Origin of the sequence: Streptomyces sp. NPDC002730, from assembly GCF_042888805.1 — a bacterium.
Classification (GTDB): Bacteria; Actinomycetota; Actinomycetes; order Streptomycetales; family Streptomycetaceae; genus Streptomyces.
Genome location: NZ_JBIAQG010000011.1, coordinates 126,323 through 143,966, shown reverse-complemented (window position 1 = coordinate 143,966; position 17,644 = coordinate 126,323). Strand labels below are relative to the sequence as shown.

18 protein-coding genes are annotated in these 17,644 nt (G+C 69.3%); 8 read left to right on the top strand and 10 right to left on the bottom strand.

From position 1 onward, the window contains the following. Positions 1–45: 45 nt before the first annotated feature. Complete coding sequence (locus ACFYXH_RS27220; RefSeq protein ID WP_389568042.1) at positions 46–2,463, bottom strand: immune inhibitor A domain-containing protein; 2,418 nt, start codon at positions 2,461–2,463, stop codon at positions 46–48. Positions 2,464–2,836: 373 nt separating this feature from the next. On the opposite strand from ACFYXH_RS27220, the gene ACFYXH_RS27215 reads away from it, so the two are divergent. Beyond that, complete coding sequence (locus ACFYXH_RS27215; RefSeq protein WP_389568039.1) at positions 2,837–3,178, top strand: hypothetical protein; 342 nt, start codon at positions 2,837–2,839, stop codon at positions 3,176–3,178. On the opposite strand, the gene ACFYXH_RS27210 is transcribed toward ACFYXH_RS27215, so the two are convergent. Further along, complete coding sequence (locus ACFYXH_RS27210; RefSeq protein ID WP_389568036.1) at positions 3,164–3,919, bottom strand: RDD family protein; 756 nt, start codon at positions 3,917–3,919, stop codon at positions 3,164–3,166. The two genes, ACFYXH_RS27215 and ACFYXH_RS27210, sit on opposite strands and share 15 nt — an antisense overlap. 87 nt (positions 3,920–4,006) lie before the next feature. Further along, positions 4,007–5,455, bottom strand: coding sequence for an RDD family protein (locus ACFYXH_RS27205; protein WP_389568033.1), 1,449 nt, complete (start codon positions 5,453–5,455; stop codon positions 4,007–4,009). Positions 5,456–5,673: 218 nt separating this feature from the next. Between ACFYXH_RS27205 and ACFYXH_RS27200 the strand changes: the two genes are divergently transcribed. Continuing rightward, a complete protein-coding gene (locus ACFYXH_RS27200; RefSeq protein WP_389568031.1) occupies positions 5,674–6,150 on the top strand; it encodes an SsgA family sporulation/cell division regulator in 477 nt (158 codons plus the stop codon). A gap of 47 nt (positions 6,151–6,197) precedes the next feature. Here ACFYXH_RS27200 and ACFYXH_RS27195 read toward each other — a convergent pair whose 3' ends face one another. Next, entirely contained in the window at positions 6,198–6,578 is a 381-nt protein-coding gene (locus ACFYXH_RS27195; RefSeq protein ID WP_389568029.1) for a VOC family protein, read from the bottom strand. A gap of 133 nt (positions 6,579–6,711) precedes the next feature. Next, positions 6,712–8,079: an FAD-binding oxidoreductase gene (locus tag ACFYXH_RS27190; protein ID WP_389568026.1), complete on the bottom strand. Its 1,368-nt coding sequence runs from the start codon at positions 8,077–8,079 to the stop codon at positions 6,712–6,714. Positions 8,080–8,187: 108 nt separating this feature from the next. Here ACFYXH_RS27190 and ACFYXH_RS27185 point away from each other — a divergent pair, with 108 nt between their 5' ends. Then, a complete protein-coding gene (locus tag ACFYXH_RS27185) occupies positions 8,188–9,831 on the top strand; it encodes a hypothetical protein (protein WP_389568024.1) in 1,644 nt (547 codons plus the stop codon). 150 nt (positions 9,832–9,981) lie between these two features. Here the strand turns inward: ACFYXH_RS27185 and nthA are convergent, their stop codons facing one another. The 4 genes from nthA to hppD form a co-directional block, all read right to left on the bottom strand. Next, positions 9,982–10,569 carry a nitrile hydratase subunit alpha gene (nthA, locus tag ACFYXH_RS27180; protein WP_389568020.1) on the bottom strand — a complete coding sequence of 196 codons (588 nt, stop codon included), beginning with the start codon at positions 10,567–10,569 and terminating at the stop codon, positions 9,982–9,984. Beyond that, on the bottom strand, positions 10,566–10,856 hold the full coding sequence (locus ACFYXH_RS27175) for an SH3-like domain-containing protein (RefSeq protein ID WP_389568017.1): 291 nt from the start codon (positions 10,854–10,856) through the stop codon (positions 10,566–10,568). The genes nthA and ACFYXH_RS27175 overlap by 4 nt, the downstream gene beginning before the upstream one ends. Continuing rightward, positions 10,849–11,130: a hypothetical protein gene (locus ACFYXH_RS27170; RefSeq protein WP_327323868.1), complete on the bottom strand. Its 282-nt coding sequence runs from the start codon at positions 11,128–11,130 to the stop codon at positions 10,849–10,851. The genes ACFYXH_RS27175 and ACFYXH_RS27170 overlap by 8 nt, the downstream gene beginning before the upstream one ends. 142 nt (positions 11,131–11,272) lie before the next feature. Then, a complete protein-coding gene (gene hppD, locus ACFYXH_RS27165; RefSeq protein WP_389568014.1) occupies positions 11,273–12,418 on the bottom strand; it encodes a 4-hydroxyphenylpyruvate dioxygenase in 1,146 nt (381 codons plus the stop codon). Positions 12,419–12,539: 121 nt separating this feature from the next. Here hppD and ACFYXH_RS27160 point away from each other — a divergent pair, with 121 nt between their 5' ends. Genes ACFYXH_RS27160 through ACFYXH_RS27140 form a run of 5 tightly spaced genes read left to right on the top strand, consistent with a single transcriptional unit; the run spans position 12,540 to position 16,714 of the window. After that, the gene (locus ACFYXH_RS27160; protein ID WP_385309179.1) at positions 12,540–13,016 is read left to right on the top strand and encodes an Lrp/AsnC family transcriptional regulator; all 477 of its coding nucleotides are present in this window, start codon (positions 12,540–12,542) and stop codon (positions 13,014–13,016) included. Between the two features lie 9 nt (positions 13,017–13,025). Further along, positions 13,026–13,673 (top strand): ABC transporter permease, encoded by a 648-nt coding sequence (locus ACFYXH_RS27155; RefSeq protein WP_389568011.1) that lies wholly within the window; start codon positions 13,026–13,028, stop codon positions 13,671–13,673. Continuing rightward, entirely contained in the window at positions 13,666–14,895 is a 1,230-nt protein-coding gene (locus ACFYXH_RS27150; RefSeq protein WP_389568008.1) for a betaine/proline/choline family ABC transporter ATP-binding protein, read from the top strand. Before ACFYXH_RS27155 ends, ACFYXH_RS27150 begins: the two co-directional genes overlap by 8 nt. Further along, a complete protein-coding gene (locus ACFYXH_RS27145; protein ID WP_389568005.1) occupies positions 14,892–15,722 on the top strand; it encodes an ABC transporter permease in 831 nt (276 codons plus the stop codon). Before ACFYXH_RS27150 ends, ACFYXH_RS27145 begins: the two co-directional genes overlap by 4 nt. Then, a complete protein-coding gene (locus tag ACFYXH_RS27140) occupies positions 15,722–16,714 on the top strand; it encodes a glycine betaine ABC transporter substrate-binding protein (protein WP_389568003.1) in 993 nt (330 codons plus the stop codon). The genes ACFYXH_RS27145 and ACFYXH_RS27140 overlap by 1 nt, the downstream gene beginning before the upstream one ends. Before the next feature lie 69 nt (positions 16,715–16,783). On the opposite strand, the gene ACFYXH_RS27135 is transcribed toward ACFYXH_RS27140, so the two are convergent. Continuing rightward, on the bottom strand, positions 16,784–17,572 hold the full coding sequence (locus tag ACFYXH_RS27135; RefSeq protein WP_389568001.1) for a S16 family serine protease: 789 nt from the start codon (positions 17,570–17,572) through the stop codon (positions 16,784–16,786). Between the last annotated feature and the right edge of the window lie 72 nt (positions 17,573–17,644).

The window sequence follows — 17,644 nt, the reverse complement described above, 5'->3', positions numbered from 1 at the left end:
CTAGAGGGCGACGGCCGATCATGGCCTGACCTGCACTGATACCAATTACTTGGCCGACGGACCAACCTTGACCGTGATCGTCTGGCCGTTCAGCGGCTCGCTCACGATCGAGATCTTGGTGTTGGTGTCAGTTACCTTCACACCCGCCGTCGGGTTCTCGGCGAACCAGTACACACCCTTGCGGTCGTCGAAGACCGGGTTGCCCGCCTGCGGCTTGATCCGCAGCGCCACGTCCGCCTTGTGCAGCGTGAAGCCGTCGGTCGGCCGCAGGCTGAACGCCGAGTCGAACGACTGGATCTTGTTCCGCAGCAGCGTGCCGTCCGCCCACTTCAGCGGCTTCGCATGCGCGTCCACGGGAAGGACAAGACCCTGGCCCGGGTGGGCGCTGGTGTTGTTGTCCTTCTGGGAGGTGTCCCAGAGCCATACCACCAGGCCGTTCTGGTACGGGTAGTGCTCGACCCACGCGTCCTTCGGCGCCTTGAAGCCGAAGTTGTACGGGCCGACCTTGAGGGTCTTGTCGTACGACACGTACTGACGGTTCTCGGCCAGGTAGTACTGCTCGTACTCCTTGGTGAAGGACTCACCGATGCGCGAGAAGCCCTTCGAGGTCCAGCCCGCGTCGTCACCCTCGGCGTTGTCGGTGAACAGCGGCGTACCGTCCGCCACCACGCTCAGCGCGTCCGCCGCGAAGCCCTTGCCGCCCGCGCCGCCGTCCGTCTGGTAGCGGAAGCGGACGTCGACCTTCTTGCCCGCGTACGCGTCCAGCGAGTACGCCAGCTTCTTGTACGCGCCCGAGACACCGGTCAGCGCCGGCTTGTCGCCCGCGTCACGGGTGATCGGCTTGCCGTCGGCCGTACCGTCCACCGGCGACCAGTTGGCGCCGCCGTCCGTCGACACCTCGGCGTACAGGTAGTCGTAGTTGGCCTCGATGTCCCACCAGCCCGAAAGCTCCAGGGACGCCTTGGACTTGCCGGTCAGGTCGACCGGGCGGGACAGGGTGTTCTTGAGGTCGTCACCCATGTCGCTCCACCACTGCTTGGAGCCCTCGGCGGGCTTCACGACAGTCGTGGTGACCGGCTTCTTCGGCAGCTCGACGACGAGGGCCTGCGGCAGCTTGGTGTTGTACTCCGCCACACCCAGCTTGTGGGTGGACTTCGTCGCCGCCTTGCCCTTGGTGTAGTTGAGCCAGCCCAGCTGCAGCTTGTCCCAGGCGCTCATGTCGCCCGGCAGGTCGCCGATGGAGTCCTTGCCGGTGCCGAGCCAGGAGCCGGCCGACATCAGGGTCCAGAAGCCGGTCGAGTTCTCGCCCTTGCCCGAGGTGTCGTAGTGGTCGGGCAGACCGAGGTCGTGGCCGTACTCGTGGGCGAAGACACCGAGGCCGCCGTTCTCGGGCTGCATGGTGTAGTCGCCGACCCAGATGCCGGTGGAGCCGATCTGGGTGCCGCCGGCCTTGTTGTTCGCCGGGCCGGTCCTGCCGGCGTCCTGGCCGTACGCGTACCAGCGGTGCGCCCACAGGGCGTTGGTGCCTTCGGCGCCGCCGCCCGCCGACTCGTCCTCACCGGCGTGGACGATCTGGAAGTGGTCGATGTAGCCGTCGGGCTCGTTGAAGTTGCCGTCGTTGTCGAAGTCGTAGCGGTCCCACAGGTCGTACTTCGACAGGTCCGCCTTGATCTGCTCGTCCGTGCGGCCCTTCGCCTTCTGGTCCGCGGCCCAGGCGGTGACGCCGTCCTTGACCGTGTCCCAGACGTTGGGGCAGTTGGTGTCGCCGCAGTAGTTCGAGCCGTAGCGACCCTCGTTGTAGTCGACCTTGACCCAGTCGGCGACCTCGCCGTCGACCGAGTAGCGGCCCGAGGAGGTCTTCTCGTAGTAGGTCTTCAGCGAGTCCTTCGGACGGCCCTTCGCGTCCTTGCCGGTACCGAAGTACAGGTCCTGGAAGTGCTGCCGGTTGTAGTCCGCCTGCCAGGCCGTGGAGTTGTCGTTCTTACGGTCGGGCTGGGCGATCTTGTTGTGCAGCGGGCCGGGCGTGCCGCCGTACTTCTTGACGGGCGGCTCGGGACCGTCCGGACCGTCCGGGTCGAACATCGTGGTGTCGTCGACCTTGTCGCCGAACTCCACCAGGATCGTGAAGATCTTGTCCGTCTTCTCCCGGCCGAGCTCGACGTACTTCTTGTCGCCGAGCTTCACGACCTTGGACGCGCCGCGCTTCTGCACGGTCGCGTCGCCGGATATGACCTGTTCCAGCGCGGCTTGGCGCTGCTGGTCCTGCTGCTTGCTGAACGGGCCGTCGAGGTCGTGCTCGGGCTGCCCCTTCTGCGGCGCCGGGTCGTGGCGCTCGATGGCGGCCGGATCCGTGGTCCTCGGAGTGTCGGCCTGAGCGCTGGTGAACGCCGAGGCCGACGCGGTGGTCGCGGCCAGGGCCGCAATCACCGCGGACGCTCTGATCGTCCGTCGCTTGATGGTCACTTGATGGTGTCCTCCCCCGCGCTCCGTCGCAGCGGACCGGAATGTGGGGTCGTCCGCGCGCGGTGTCGCGTCACAAGTGACGACATTCGACCGGAGTTACCGGAGAAAAGACAGTCCTTGACTTGAACAGACCAACTGCACTATGCAGGAGTACAGTTCCGCTATCCGGACGATCCCCAAACCGGACAACAGGCGCATTGAATCGGCCAGTCGAGCGCCCAAATGACTCCGTGCGCCCCCCGTGCAACGGCACCGTGGGTTAGGTCACGCTTACTACCGGTTCCTCCAGGGCATCCACCGTCGTAGAGTCAGTTGACAGTGCGACCTCGCTGAGAGACACCCCCTGACCAATGTCCCGAGGACGGATACCGTCATGCCGCGTCCGACTGCCGCACAACTCGCCTACGGTTCAGCCACCGTCGTCTTCTCGACCCTCGCCCTGCTGCTGCTGACCCGTACCACCAATGGCATCGCCGTCGGCGTGATCGGCGTCGCCTCGATGGCCCTCGGTCTGGTCGTCGCGGTCGCCCTGCCCATGAGCAGGACCCTGCGCGGAACGACGAAGGCGACGTACACGGTCCGTACGAACCGTGCCGCCGCCTCCGGCAACCCTGCCTCGGCCGCCTCCGCCGACGGTCTCACCACGCGTGTGCCCACACTCCGCGCGCATGCGGGGGCCGAGGCCAGGGTCGGCGAGCACTCACTGCGCCGCTGACACCACCACCGTCTTGCCCGCCTTGTCGTGCAGACCCTGTTTGTACGGCTTGTCCAGCAGGATCGTCAGGATGATGACGAGCCACCAGATGCAGAAGCAGCAGACCAGCGCGGGCACCCAGAGCACCACGGCGCGCAACAGCGAGGAGCTGGTGTCCGGCACGGTGCCGTCGTTGAGCATCGCGACCCGGATCTTCATCAGGCGCTTGCCGACGGTCTGACCGTTCCTCTTGGCGATCATGATGGTGTCGTAGCCGACGTACGCGATCAGGGAGACCAGCGACCAGATCCACTGCCTGCCGGTGTTCACCTGGCTGGTGAAGTCGTCCCAGTCGTCGCCGCCGTTCGTCATGTCGCCCCAGCCGCCGAAGGCCAGCGAGATCAGGAACAGCGGCACGAGGATGATGAGCACGTCGATGACACGGGCCAGGAACCGCCTGCCGAAGTCCGCGAGCGGCGGCATCCCGGCGAGCGGGTCGGCTCCTCCGTACTGGCCGCCGTAGGCGTTCGGACCGTGCGGAGGGGGCTGACCGCCGCCGTACGGCGAGCCGCCGCCCGGTGGACCGTCGTACGGAGAGCCGCCGCCCTGCCCGGAGCCGTACGGAGAGTCCGACGGCGGGCCTTGCGGGGGGCCCTGTGGGGGTTCCTGACCGCCGCCCGACGGAGGCGTGGGTTCCTGCGGCCTCTTGCGGAAGGGGTCGTTCTCTGGCGGCTCGCCGGGCGTCGGCTGGTCGTTGCTCATGGGGGCAGTGCACCCCGCCCCGAGGGCCCCCGCAACGGCTCGCGTGCCGTTCGGGGGAACCCTCCCGGGAATTCTTCGGGTGGCGGGTCAGCCGGTCACAAAGGTGTGTGCGGCCTTGTCGTGCCAGCACTGCCGCCACGGCCGGTCGAACAGGCACCAGAGCACGTTGAACACCCCGACGACGAGGACGCCGAGCACTCCGTAGACCAGCCAGCGGCGCAGCGCGGCCCCGAAGGACGGCGGCTCGTGGGACTCGATGTCCCAGACCGTCAGGCCGCAGAGCTTCTTGCCGAGAGTGCGGCCCCATTTGGCGGTAGGCAGTGCCTCGTACAGCACACCGAGGACCAGCAGGGCGCCGAGGATGATGCCCAGGTGAACGGCGGTGGTGCCGTCGACGAGCCAGACGGTGACCGTCTCGCCCGACTGCTTCGCCGCCTCGATCTTCTCGTCGATATGGGCGCGCGCCTGGGAGACGACCGGTACGGCGACGGCGCCGACGAGCGCGCCGAGCAGCACGAAGTCGATCAGCCGCGCCGCGAACCGCTTGCCCAGCGACGCGGGACGGGCCGCGGCCTGAGCCTGCGCGGCCTGCAGGAACGGGTCGTTGACCGGGGGCTTCCAGGGCACGACGGGCGGCTCGCCCTCGACGGCGGTGGCGGCGAGCTGGTGGACCTGCTGGGCCCAGGAGGCGGAGCCGCCGCCGGGGCCGTTGGTGACGGGAGCCTGGGCCTGCGCGGGCACCTGCGGCTGGAACTGCTGCTGGGGTTTTGAGGTCCGCGGCTGCGGCTGACGCTGGGCCGGGGCCTGCGGCTGCGCGGGTGCGGTGGGAGTGGGCGCGCTGCCGCCGAGGCGCTGTGCGGCGATCCCGCCCGTACCGTCCTGAGGCGGGCGCTGGGGCAGGCCGGCCGGTGTCTCGCCCGCCGGAGCGGCTGATGCGGGATCGGCGGCGGGGGCACCCGGGCCGGCCGACGCTCGCTTGGCCGCGCCGGGGCGCAGTGCGCGGATCGCGACCGTACCGTCCACCGGGGGCTCGCCGGTGTTCGACGGCCCGAGCGAGCGCACGCCGGGCAGGGCGCCGCCCGTCGGATCGGCGGGCCGGCGTGGGTCGGGGGGCGAACCGGATGCACCGGACGCGCCGCCCTGGGACGGCGTACGGGGGTCCTGGCCGCCGCCCCACCCGACGCGGTTGTCGCGCTCGCCGCCGAAGCCGCCCTGGCGCGAGGTGTCCGCCTGCCAGGCGGTGGCCGGCTCCGGGCGGGACGGCTCGTCGACCGGCCCCTCGTCGAGAAAGACCGGGCCGGTCTCCTCCATCGGGGCAGGGGTGTACGCGGACGCGGCCGGACCGGCCGACGCGAACTCGGGCGCCGTCGAGCCGGGTGCCGAGGGCATCGCCTCGCCCGTCTCCGGCGCGGGCCGACTCGTACCGGGCACCCATGAAGCACCGTTCCAGTACCGGACATATCCAGGAATGGATGGATCCGGGTAATAGCCGGGCGTGGGGCTGCCGTCTCCGGTGGCCGGGGTTGGGGCGCTCATCACCGTGGTCCCGTATCTCCTCGAGGCCTCAATTCAAGGCTCCACATCTATCAGACCCTCGAGCGCCCCTGGGGCGGTCCTGCCGTAACGACTACTTTCCGGTCATGAATGCGCCACAGAAAGTTGTTTCCGAAAGTCGCGTCATAGCCGCGGTGCGACGCGCTCTCTCCTTGCACGGCCCACTCACAAGGCCTCGCAAAAGGAAGGAGAGCACTCTCATGCACACCGTGGTGGAACGCGAGCTGGAGCTCCGACTGGTGCTGTCGCCCGAGCTCAGCATCCCCGTCCCGGCCCGGCTGACCTACCGCACTGACGACCCGTACGCCGTGCACATAGCCTTTCACATCGGCTCCGACAGCCCCGTGAAGTGGAACTTCGCCCGCGAGCTGCTGGTCGAAGGGGTGTTCCGCCCGTGTGGGCAGGGAGATGTCCGGATCACACCGACCGAGGTCGAGGGCCGCAGCGTGGTCCTGATGGCGCTCAGCTCCCCCGACGGCGACGCGCTCGTCGAGGCGTCCGCCGCGGCGGTGTCCGGGTGGCTGGAGCGGACGCTGCGGGTGGTTCCTCCCGGCTCCGAGTCGGAACAGCTCGGCATCGACGACGGCCTCGCCGAGCTGCTCGCGCCCACCCCCGCCGACGATCTGCGGCTGGGGGACCTGCGGCCCTCGGACGAGTCCCTGGACGGCGATGCCTAGGAGGCGCCCAGGAGGCCTGGGAGGTGCCCAGGAGGCCTGGGAGGCGCCTAGGAGGTGACGTACGTGTGCGTAAGGAACTCTAGGGAGTGGCCATCGGGGTCGTCGATGTAGACCCCGCGGCCCCCGTAGTGGTGGTTGATCTGCTGCGGCTTGTCGTGCATCGGGTCGGCCCAGTACGGGAGTTCGCGCTCGGTTATCCGGCCGAAGATCTCGTCGAACTCCTCCTCCGAGACCAGGAAGGCGAGGTGCTGGGAGACGATGCGCTCCCGTACGTCGAGATAGTCGAGAGTGACGCCGCCCGCCAGCGGCAGGCTCGCGAAGGGGCCGAAGGGCTTGGGATCGGGCTCACCGATCAGTTCGGCGAGAAAACGGGCGCCGGCGAAGCGGTCGCGGCTGTGGACGATGGTGTGGTCAAGACGTGCCGGCACGGCTCCTCCTTCATCGGCCTTCATCGGCCTTCGTCGACTTTCATCGACGTCTCCACGCTATGCGGGGAGCCGGTGCCCGGGCCATCGGGCATTGGCCTTAGGCCTCTGGTCCCACTTCGGTGCCGCATCGGCCTCAGAAGATCTTGCCGGGGTTGAGCAGGCCGAGCGGGTCGAAGGTCTGCTTGATGCCGCGCTGCATCTCCACGCCCACCGGGCCCAGTTCGCGCGCCAGCCACTCCTTTTTCAGTACGCCGACGCCGTGCTCGCCGGTGATCGTGCCGTCGAGTTCCAGACCGAGGGCCATGATCTCGTCGAAGGACTCGCGGGCGCGCCGGGACTCGTCCGGGTCGGCGTGGTCGAAGCAGACGACGGGGTGGGTATTGCCGTCGCCCGCGTGCGCGCAAACGCCGATGGTGAGGCCGTACTTCTCGGCGATGGCCGCCGTGCCCTCGATCATCGCGCCGAGCTTCGAGCGCGGCACACAGACGTCGTCGATCATCGTGGCCGATTTGACGGTCTCCAGGGCGGTGAGTGACAACCTCCTTGCCTGGAGGAGCAGTTCGGACTCGGCGACGGTGTCCGCGGGGACGACCTCGGTGGCGCCCGCCGCGCTGCACAGCTCGCCGACGGCGGCCAGATCGGCTGCCGGGTCCGGGGTGTCGAAGGCGGCGAGGAGCAGTGCCTCGGTGGTATCCGGCAGACCCATGTTCGCCATGGCGTTGACGGCCCGGACGGTCGTACGGTCCATGAGCTCGAGGAGCGAGGGCGTGTGGCCGCGCTCCATGATCGCGCAGACGGCCTCGCAGGCTGCCGCCGCGGAGTCGAACTCGGCGGCCAGGACCAGCTGCGCCGGCGGCTGCGGCCGGAGTGCGAGCACGGCTTTGACAACGATGCCGAGGCTGCCTTCGGAGCCGACGAAGAGCCGGGTGAGGTCGTAGCCGGCGACGCCCTTCGCGGTGCGGCGGCCGGTGGTGAGCAGGCGTCCGTCGGCGAGGACGACGTCCAGGCCGAGCACGTACTCCGCGGTCACTCCGTACTTGACGCAGCACAGGCCGCCGGACGCGGTGCCGATGTTCCCGCCGATGGTGCACATCTCCCAGCTGGAGGGGTCGGGCGGGTAGTAGAGCCCGTGTTCGTTGACGGCACGGGAGAGGACGGCGTTGACGACGCCCGGCTCGACGACCGCGATCCGGTCGACCGGGCTGATCTCCAGGATCCGGTCCATCTTGGTCAGGGACAGCACGATGCAGCCGTCCGAGGCATTGGCGGCGCCGGACAGCCCGGTACGGGCGCCCTGCGGGACGACGGGGACCCGCAGCGCGGTCGCGGTGCGCATGACGTGCTGGACCTGCTCCACGGTGCGCGGCAGGACGACGACGGCGGGGGTGCCCGCCTCGCAGAAGCTCGCCATGTCGTTCGCATACGAGGCCGTGATGTCCGGGTCGGTGATCAGGGCCTCGGCGGGCAGACCGGCGCGCAGCCGGTCGAGAAGATCGTCCATGCTCCAAGCCTCGCACCAGGGGCCATCGGTGTGAACCCGTCCGCATTCCGCTTCGCACTACCGAGTGTGTTCTTCGTATCGACTGCTTGCTGACGCACAGTGAGCGCCATGAAGAGCGAAACCATGAAGAACGCCGCGGTCAGCACGCTCGTCGGCGCGACGCTGGTCATCGGGGTGGTCATGCTCGCGCCGGGCTGGGGGGAGGACGGCCCACCGCCGGCGCCGGGACCGGCCGCGCGGGCGATGGCCGCGGTGGGCGCGGGCGCTCCCGCCTCCCTCCCCGATCTGACCGCGCTCATCCGCGACCGCGAGAAATGGCTGGGGGCCCACCCCCTCGATGGGGAGTCGTGGGCAATGCTGGGGTCGGCGTATGTGGAGCGGGGCACGCAGCTGGCGGATCCGACGTACTACTCGCGGGCGGAGAGCGCGCTGCGGCGCTCGCTGGAGGTGCTCCCGGACCACGAGGGGAACGTCGACGCGCTGGTGGGTCTCGCGGCGCTGGCCAACGCCCGGCGCGACTTCGGCGCGGCGCGTACCTGGGGCGAGCGCGCGAGGAAGCAGAAGCCGGAGCGGTGGACGGTGTATCCGGTGCTGATCGACGCCTACAACGGCCTCGGCGACTACAAGGCCGCCGGCAAGGCGTTGGACAAGCTCCAGAAGCTGTACTCGGGCGGGCAGACGCTGGAGCTCGCCTCGCAGGTCATGCGGGAGCGGGGCTGGCGCGAGGACGCGGCGTCGGTGGCGTACAGCGCGGCCAAGTCCGCCGACGCACCCGCGGAGAAGGCGGCCGCGCTGCAGCGGCTCGGCGAACTGGCCTGGGAGCGCGGCGAACCACAGGAGGCGCTGGAGCAGTACGACGCTGCACTGCGGTTCGTGAGCGATCACCATCCGTCGCTGGCGGGGCGGGCGCGGGCGCTGGCGGCGCTGGGACGTACGGAGGAGGCCTTCCGCGACTACCAGTCGGCCCTCGGGCTGGCGCCGCTGCCCGAATACGCGCTGGAGGCGGGCGAGTTGTACGAGTCGCTGGGGCTGGACGGGGATGCCAGCACGGAGTACGGGCGACTGCGTGCCCGCGCGGCGGAGGCGGAGAAGGACGGGGTGAACGAGGAGCTGGTGCTCGGCCGCTTCGAGGCGGACCACGGGGACCCGGAGTCGGCCGTACGGCGGCTGTCGGGCGAGTGGGTCCGGCAGCACCGGAGCGTGTACGTCGCGGACGCGCTGGGGTGGGCGCTGTACCGGGCGGGCAGGGCGAAGGAGGCGTTGCCGTACGCCAGGAGGGCGACCGGACCGGGGCTGCGGAGCGCGCTGTTCGCGTACCACCGGGGCGAGATCGAGCGCGCGCTGGAGCAGTCCGGCGCGGCCCGGCGGCACCTGGGGGAGGCGCTGCGGATCAACCCGTACTTCTCACCGCTGCTGGCCCCGGTGGCGCAGGACGCACTGAACGCGCTCGGGGAGCCGCCGCCGGGCGGACCGAATGACGTGACCGGGGTGGACGAATCGGCAGCTGCGGGCGGGGCGGAGCAGCCTGCGCCGGAGCAGTCGGCGCCACCGGAGCAGTCGCCGCCGGGGCAGCAGCCTTCGCCGGGGCAGGCGTCGCCGCCGGAGCAGCCGTCGCCGGACCAGTCGGCGCCACCGGAGCAGTCGCCGCCGGGGCAGCAGCCGTCGACGAATCCGGCTCCGCGCAAGCCGTCGGCGGAGGCCGGGACGGTGCCGTCGGCGAGCCCGGGGGCGTCAAAGCCGGTGCGGGACTGACGCGGCGGGCGCGGTTGGGGGGACGGGTCGGGGGCGCGGGCGCAGGTGCAATGCGGGCGGGTCGCCCGCGGCGGGCCATTCCCTCACCCCGCCCGTCGGCGGGCGAGTCCGGCACCTGCCTGGCTGGGGCAGTGGCCTGTGCGCCCCGTCCTAGACCGCCGCCGTGCCGATCAGGGCGTTGCGGGTCACCAGTGCCGCCAGTTCCGGTTCCGTCAGGGACTCCGTGCCGGCCGGGCGGCGGGGCAGGACCATGTAGCGGGTTTCCGCCGTGGAGTCCCAGACTGTGATCTCCGTGTCGGGCGGCAGACGCAGGCCGAACTCCTCCAGTACGGCGCGGGGCTCGCGGACCACCCGGGAGCGGTAGGCCTCGCTCTTGTACCAGCTCGGGGACGGGCCCAGCAGCCGGATCGGGTAGCAGGAGCAGAGCGTGCAGACGATGACGTTGTGCGTGCGCTCGGTGTTCTCGACGACGTGCAGCCGCTGTGGCTGGACTCCTCCCGAGGACAGGCCGAGTTCGGCGACGGCCGCGGTCCCGTCGGCGAGCAGCCGGGTGCGGAAGTCCGCGTCGACCCAGGCCCGGGCCGTCACCCGCGCCCCGTTGGCCGGGGAGGCGCCGCTCAGGAAGGCGTCGAGGGCTTCGTCGAGCGCGGCGCCCGCGACGAGGCCGCGCTCCTCCAGGAGCGTCTCGAGGCGGCGTACGCGGCGGGAGATCAGGGCGTCGGAGTGGGTCCCGGTCACGGCTGGTCGTCCTCCAAGTAGCTCTCGAACAGGTCCAGTACGACGTGGTGGTCGCCGTCGCCCCACAGCTCCCGGGCCGCGAACCGTACGGCGTAGACCTGCTGGACGGGGGCGTCCTCGCGCCCCTGGGAGCGCACGTCGGCGAGCGGCTCGCGGCCCTCGGGTTCGACGACCGTGCCGTGCTTGCCGCGGGCGTAGCGGGGCAGCCGGGTGTGGTGCGGCGGATCGTGGTGCACGGTCCGCACCCGCGCGCCCGGCGCGAAGCGGTCGGTGGTCGCGTCAGTCATCGAGCTCACCCGCCGCAATGACGCCCTTGCGCTCCAGGAGGCTGACAATGGCGTGGAACCAGCGCTCGTAGTACGAGGCCGCGAGGTATTCGGCGGGCGGCATGGACTCGATCGCGTCGCGGAACTCGTCGAGGTTGAAGACCTTTCCGACGATGAGGGCGCGGTTCAGGGCGAAGACCCTGGCTTCCCAGTCGGCGTGGAAGGGCTCGGCGTCGTCGGTGGTGTCGATGGGCCCGAAGCCTTGCATGCCGCCGACGTCATTCATCCTGGCCATGCGTCCAGCGTAGGGGCGTCCGGCGGATCGTGACGCGCCTGCGGCGGGCTGTCGACCTTCGGCCGCATGACCTCAAACGCCGGACAGGCGGAAATCCAGCCTGGCCGGCGTTTGAGGCGCGGGGTTCGGGGCGGAGCCCCGGCTACAGGTTTCCGCGCTTCTCCTGCTCGCGCTCGATCGCCTCGAAGAGCGCCTTGAAGTTGCCCTTGCCGAAGCCCATCGAGCCGTGCCGCTCGATCATCTCGAAGAAGACCGTCGGCCGGTCCTGGACCGGCTTGGTGAAGATCTGTAGCAGATAGCCGTCCTCGTCACGGTCGACGAGGATCTTCAGCTCGCGCAGCGTCTCGACGGGCACCCGGGTCTCGCCCGCCCACTCGCCGAGCGTGTCGTAGTACGAGTCGGGGGTGTCCAGGAACGCGACTCCCGCCGCCCGCATGGAACGTACGGTCGCGACGATGTCGTTCGTGGCGAGCGCGATGTGCTGGACGCCGGCCCCGCCGTAGAACTCCAGATACTCGTCGATCTGCGACTTCTTCTTCGCGATCGCCGGCTCGTTGATCGGGAACTTCACCTTCAGCGTGCCGTCGGCGACGACCTTCGACATGAGCGCGGAGTACTCGGTGGCGATGTCGTCGCCCACGAACTCCTTCATGTTGGTGAAGCCCATGACCTTGTTGTAGAAGGCCACCCACTCGTTCATCCTGCCGAGCTCGACATTGCCGACGCAGTGGTCGATGGCCTGGAAGGTGCGCTTGGCCGGCGGCTCGACGATCGGGTCGGCGGCGACGAAGCCGGGCAGGTACGGACCGTCGTAGCCGGAGCGGTCGACGAGGGTGTGCCGGGTCTTGCCGTACGTGGCGATCACGGCCAGCACCACCGTGCCGTGCTCGTCCTTGATCTCGTACGGCTCGGTGATGCCGTGGGCGCCGTGCTCGGTGGCGTACGCGTACGCGGCGCGCGCGTCCGGCACCTCGATGGCCAGGTCGACGACGCCGTCGCCGTGCTCGGCGACATGGTCGGCGAGGAAGCGGCCCCATTCGGTGGCGGGCTTGATCACGGAGGTCAGCACAAAGCGGGCGGCGCCGTTGGTGAGGACGTAACTCGCGGTCTCGCGGCTGCCGTTCTCCGGTCCGGAGTAGGCGACGAGCTTCATGCCGAAGGCCGTGGAGTAGTAGTGCGCGGCCTGCTTGGCATTGCCGACGGCGAAGACGACCGCGTCCATTCCCTTCACCGGGAAGGGGTCGGCCTCACGCGCGGTGGTCGGGGTGTGATCGATGGTCTCAGTCATACGGGCAGGCTCCCCCCGATCCACAAGGTGCGCAATAGTTTGTGTTTCCGCTGGGCAATGTGCATAGCAATCAGGGACCATGACGGGGCTATCTGTACATGATGACCATTCGGGAGACGCCATGGCGATCGATCATCTGGACGGCCGGCTCATCGTGCTGCTCGCGCGTGAGCCGAGGATCGGCGTGCTCGAGGCGTCCCGCCGCCTCGGCGTGGCCCGTGGGACCGTGCAGGCGCGGCTGGACCGCCTTCAGTCCAATGGAGTCATCCGCGGTTTCGGCCCGAACGTCGATCCGGCGGCTCTCGGCTACCCGGTGACCGCCTTCGCCACGCTGGAGATCAAGCAGGGGCAAGGGGCCGATGTACGCGCCCATTTGGCGGGCGTCCCCGAGGTGCTCGAGCTGCACACCACCACCGGCCACGGCGACATGCTGTGCCGGCTCGTCGCCCGCTCCAACGCCGATCTCCAACGTGTGATCGACCGTGTTGTCGGTTTTGATGGCATCGTGCGGGCCTCGACAGCGATCGTCATGGAGAATCCCGTGCCCTTGCGGATCATTCCGCTGGTGGAGCAGGCCGCGGAGGACAAAAGCGTCTGAGGTGACGGTGTGAGCTTCTGGGACTACTTGGTCACCAACCACCAGCAGCTGCTCACCGACGCCTACCAGCACGCCAGCGTCGTCTTCCAGTGCATGGTGATCGCCACGCTTCTCGGCGTGCTGATCGGCCTCGTCACCTATCACAGCGGCTGGGGCGGCAACCTCGCCATGACGTCGACATCGATGTTCCTCACCATCCCCTCGCTCGCCCTGATCGGTCTGCTGATCCCGATCGTGGGCCTCGGGGTGCCGCCGACCGTGATCACCCTGACGCTGTACGGGCTGCTGCCGATCGTCCGTAACTCCGTCGTCGGGCTGCGCGGCGTGGACCCCTCACTCGTGGACGCCGCCAAGGGGATCGGGATGGCCCGGGTCTCCCGGCTCCTCAGAGTGGAGCTGGCGCTCGCCTGGCCACCGATCCTGACCGGCATCCGGGTCTCCACGCAGATGCTGATGGGCATCGCCGCGATCGCCGCGTACGCCTCCGGGCCCGGCCTCGGCAATGAGATCTTCCGCGGCATCGCCTCGCTGGGCAGCGCCAACGCGCTCAACCAGGTGCTCGCGGGGACGATCGGCATCGTGATCCTCGCCCTGCTCTTCGACTCCGCGTACGTGGGCATCGGCCGTCTCACCATCTCGAGGGGGATCCGTGCCTGAGTCCGCCGCTTCCGGGGCCTCCATCGAGCTGGAGAACCTGACCAAGCGCTATCCGGGGAGCCCCGACCCGGCGGTGGACAACGTGTCGATGGAGATCAAGGCGGGCGAGACGGTGATCCTCGTGGGTCCCTCCGGCTGCGGCAAGTCGACCACGCTGAAGATGATCAACCGGCTGATCGAGCCGACGTCCGGCCGCATCAGGATCGGCGACGAGGACGTCACCGACATCGACCCGGTGAAGCTGCGGCGGAAGGTCGGATACGCGATCCAGTCCTCCGGTCTCTTCCCGCATATGACGGTCGCGGAGAACATCGCCCTCGTACCGAAGATGGTCGGCTGGCCGAAGTCGAAGGTGAAGGACCGGGTCGAGGAGATGCTCGATCTGGTGGGGCTGGACCCGCGGGAGTTCCACGGGCGCTATCCGCGGCAGCTGTCGGGCGGCCAGCAGCAGCGGGTGGGCGTCGCGCGGGCGCTCGCCGCGGATCCTCCCGTACTGCTGATGGACGAGCCGTTCGGGGCCGTCGACCCGATCACCCGCGATCATCTGCAGGACGAACTGATCAGGCTGCAGCACGAGTTGCACAAGACGATCGTCTTCGTCACGCACGACTTCGACGAGGCGATCAAGCTCGGGGACCGGATCGCGGTGCTGCGGGAGCGTTCGCACATCGCGCAGTTCGACACTCCGGAGGCGATCCTCACCAATCCGGCGGACGACTTCGTCTCCGGTTTCGTCGGCGCGGGTGCGGCACTCAAGCGGCTCAATCTCACCCGGGTGCGAGATGTCGAGATCGCGGAGTTCCCGACGGTGACCGTGGACGATCCGCTCCAGATCGTCTTCAACAAGCTGCGCAAGGGCCCGCACAACGAGGTGCTGATGCTGGACCGGCGGAACCGTCCGTACAAATGGCTGCGGCGCGGCGATCTGATGCGCGCCAAGGGGTCGCTGGCCAGGGCGGGGCAGCTGGTGCACGACACGGTGACCCGGGACGCGACACTGCACGACGCGCTGGAGGCGGTGCTCCTGGACTCCAGCGGGCGGGTCGCGGTGACCGGGCGGCGCGGCGAGTACATCGGGGTCGTCGACATGGAGACGCTGATGAACTCCGTACACGAGATGCTCGAGGCCGACCGGCTCACCGCCATCGAGCACCAGCACGATCTGGAGGAGCTGCGCCACCACCAGACAGAGGTGGAGCTGGAGGGCGGTGCGGGCGGATGAGTACAGCTCCCGCCGGCCCGCCCGGCGAGCACGACGTCCTGGGCCATGCCTTCCCGGACGAGGAGGAGCCCCCGCCACCGGCTCCGGCGCCGAGGCGGCGGATCACCTGGCAGAAGCTGGTGGTGCTGCCGGCCGTGGTCGTCGTCGTCCTGCTGGTGACCTTCCTGTGGATCTCCAACATCCACCTCGACGCGATCGCCGAGAACTCCCTGTCGGGCGGCAATGTGCAGCTGCGGCTGTGGCAGCAGATCCAGCTCACCGCCATCTCCACCTTCTGGGTGCTGATCATCGCGATCCCGCTGGGCATCGCGCTGACCCGGCGGCGCCTGAGCAGGGCCTCGCCGCTCGTCACCGCGATCGCCAACATCGGACAGGCGACCCCGGCCATCGGCCTGCTGGCACTGCTGGTGATCTGGCTGGGCATCGGCCCGTCGACGGCGATCGTCGGCATGGTGATCTACGCGGTGCTGCCGGTGCTCTCCAACACGGTGGCGGGTCTGAAGGCGATCGATCCGCAGCTGGTGGAGGCCTCGCGCGGGATCGGCATGTCGGCGATGGGCACGCTGAGCAAGGTCGAACTGCCGCTCGCCGTACCGCTGATCCTCGCCGGCGTACGTACGGCCCTGGTCCTCAATGTCGGCACGGCCACGCTGGCCACCTTCGGCGGTGGCGGCGGCCTGGGCGACCTGATCACCTCGGGTATCCAGACCCAGCGGATGCCGGTGCTGATCCTCGGCTCGGTGCTGACCGTGGCGCTTGCGCTGCTGGTGGACTGGCTGGCCTCGCTGGCCGAGCTGCTGCTCACGCCGCACGGGCTGGAGGCGTGATGCGCTGCGTACGCGCGGCGCTGAGCGGGGCGGCGGCACTGGCGCTGACCGTGACCGGCCTGACGGGCCTGACCGGCTGCGGCCTCAAGAGCGGTTCGCCGCTGGTGGACGATGTGGCACCGGGTTCGGTCGGCAAAGGCGCACCGCTCAAGGGCGCCTCGCTGACCGTCACTTCCAAGAACTTCAGCGAGAACATCGTCCTCGGCCAGATGATCGGCCTGATCTTCAAGGCGGCGGGCGCGGAGGTTCTGGACCGTACGAATCTGCCCGGCTCGATCAGTGCGCGCGAGGCGATCGTCGGCGGCGACGCGGACGCGATGTACGACTACACCGGCACCGCCTGGATCACGTATCTGGGGCACCAGAAGCCGATCGTCAGCCCGCAGGCGCAGTGGCAGGCGGTGCACAACGAGGATCTGAAGAACGGCGTCACCTGGCTGCCGCAGTCCACGCTCGACAACACCTACACGCTGGCGATCAGCAAGAAGAACAACGCGAAGTACCACCTCAAGACGATGTCGGACCTGGCGGAGCTGTCGAAGAAGGACCCGTCGGCGGTAACGCTCTGCGTGGAGAACGAGTTCGCCTCGCGCGAGGACGGGCTGACGGGCATGGAGAAGGCGTACGGGATGCGGATCCCGGCCGGGAACATCATGAAGATGGACGCCGGGATCATCTACACGCAGGTGTCGAAGTCCAACTCGTGCCTGCTCGGCGAGGCGTACACCACGGACGGCCGGATCAAGGCGATGGATCTGGACACCCTCGCGGACGACAAGCACTTCTTCCCCAACTACAACGCGGCGCCGGAGATCCACAGCAAGACGATCGAGAAGTGGCCGGCGATCGCGAGCCTGCTCAACCCGCTGAGCGCGAGGCTGACGACGCAGATCGCGCAGGAGCTCAACGGGAAGGTGGATGTGGAGGGCGAGGACCCGCACAAGGTGGCGAAGGACTGGCTGATCCAGGAGGGCTTCATCAAGAACGGCTAGCCGCCCGGCCTCAAGGTCGCCGGCTCCAGGGCCGCCGGGCCCCAGGCTGCAAGGGTCTGGTCGCGGACCTCAGCAGCTCGGAACCTTCCCGCCCTTCTCCAGCGCCCGAAGGGAGTCCACCGCGCCCTTCAGCGTCGTGACGGGGATCAGCCGCAGCCCGCCGGGCAGTTCGGCCTTCGCGTCGGTGCACTCGTCCTTGGGAACGAGGAAGACGCTCGCCCCGTCGCGCTTGGCGGCCTGAGTCTTCAGCGAAACTCCGCCGACCGCGCCGACCTTGCCGTCGGCGGTGATCGTGCCCGTACCGGCGATATTGCGGCCACCGGTGAGATCGCCGCCCGCGCCGTCGCCGGCGAGCTTGTCAACGATGCCGAGCGAGAAGAGCAGCCCGGCACTGGGCCCGCCGACATCGGCGAGATGGAGCTTGACCTTCACCTTCGACGGGTCCTTGTGGAGGTAGGAGAGCGCCGCCTGGGTGGCGACGTCCTGCGACTTCTCCATGTCCTCGACATTGTGCCGGGCGATCTCCTCGTCGGACTTGCCGGACGGATAGACGGAGTCGTGCGGCAGGACCGCGCGGTTCGTGCTGAACCATGCGTCGACGACATCGCCGAGGCCGACCTCGGCGGACGGCCCGGTCGCCACGATCGTCGTCATCCGCAGCGCACCTTCGGTCTTACGTGTGGGCGCGCCGGAGACGGTGATGACCGGCTTGCCCTGGTCCTTGCCGAGCACGTTCGCGGTCATCCCGGGCTCCGCCACGGCATACGGCAGCGGCGCGAGCCCGGCGACGGCGAAGAGCGCGACGACGGGGAGGGCGCAGAGGGCGATGGCGCGGGGGCGCGTGAGACTGGAGAGCACGGTGTCAATCTATCTGCCGCCGGAGTGGGGGCGCGGGGCCGCCGCAGGGCGCGGCTCCTGCCGGGTGCGTGG

Excerpts from the sequence above, each read along its gene's own strand:
- ACFYXH_RS27145 (WP_389568005.1), top strand. The coding sequence starts at position 14,892 with ATGAGTACAGCTCCCGCCGGCCCGCCCGGCGAGCACGACGTCCTGGGC.
- ACFYXH_RS27205 (WP_389568033.1), bottom strand. The coding sequence starts at position 5,455 with ATGAGCGCCCCAACCCCGGCCACCGGAGACGGCAGCCCCACGCCCGGC.
- ACFYXH_RS27190 (WP_389568026.1), bottom strand. The coding sequence starts at position 8,079 with ATGGACGATCTTCTCGACCGGCTGCGCGCCGGTCTGCCCGCCGAGGCC.
- ACFYXH_RS27170 (WP_327323868.1), bottom strand. The coding sequence starts at position 11,130 with ATGGCCAGGATGAATGACGTCGGCGGCATGCAAGGCTTCGGGCCCATC.
- ACFYXH_RS27140 (WP_389568003.1), top strand. The coding sequence starts at position 15,722 with ATGCGCTGCGTACGCGCGGCGCTGAGCGGGGCGGCGGCACTGGCGCTG.
- ACFYXH_RS27215 (WP_389568039.1), top strand. The coding sequence starts at position 2,837 with ATGCCGCGTCCGACTGCCGCACAACTCGCCTACGGTTCAGCCACCGTC.
- ACFYXH_RS27200 (WP_389568031.1), top strand. The coding sequence starts at position 5,674 with ATGCACACCGTGGTGGAACGCGAGCTGGAGCTCCGACTGGTGCTGTCG.
- ACFYXH_RS27185 (WP_389568024.1), top strand. The coding sequence starts at position 8,188 with ATGAAGAGCGAAACCATGAAGAACGCCGCGGTCAGCACGCTCGTCGGC.
- ACFYXH_RS27210 (WP_389568036.1), bottom strand. The coding sequence starts at position 3,919 with ATGAGCAACGACCAGCCGACGCCCGGCGAGCCGCCAGAGAACGACCCC.
- ACFYXH_RS27160 (WP_385309179.1), top strand. The coding sequence starts at position 12,540 with ATGGCGATCGATCATCTGGACGGCCGGCTCATCGTGCTGCTCGCGCGT.
- ACFYXH_RS27175 (WP_389568017.1), bottom strand. The coding sequence starts at position 10,856 with ATGACTGACGCGACCACCGACCGCTTCGCGCCGGGCGCGCGGGTGCGG.
- hppD (WP_389568014.1), bottom strand. The coding sequence starts at position 12,418 with ATGACTGAGACCATCGATCACACCCCGACCACCGCGCGTGAGGCCGAC.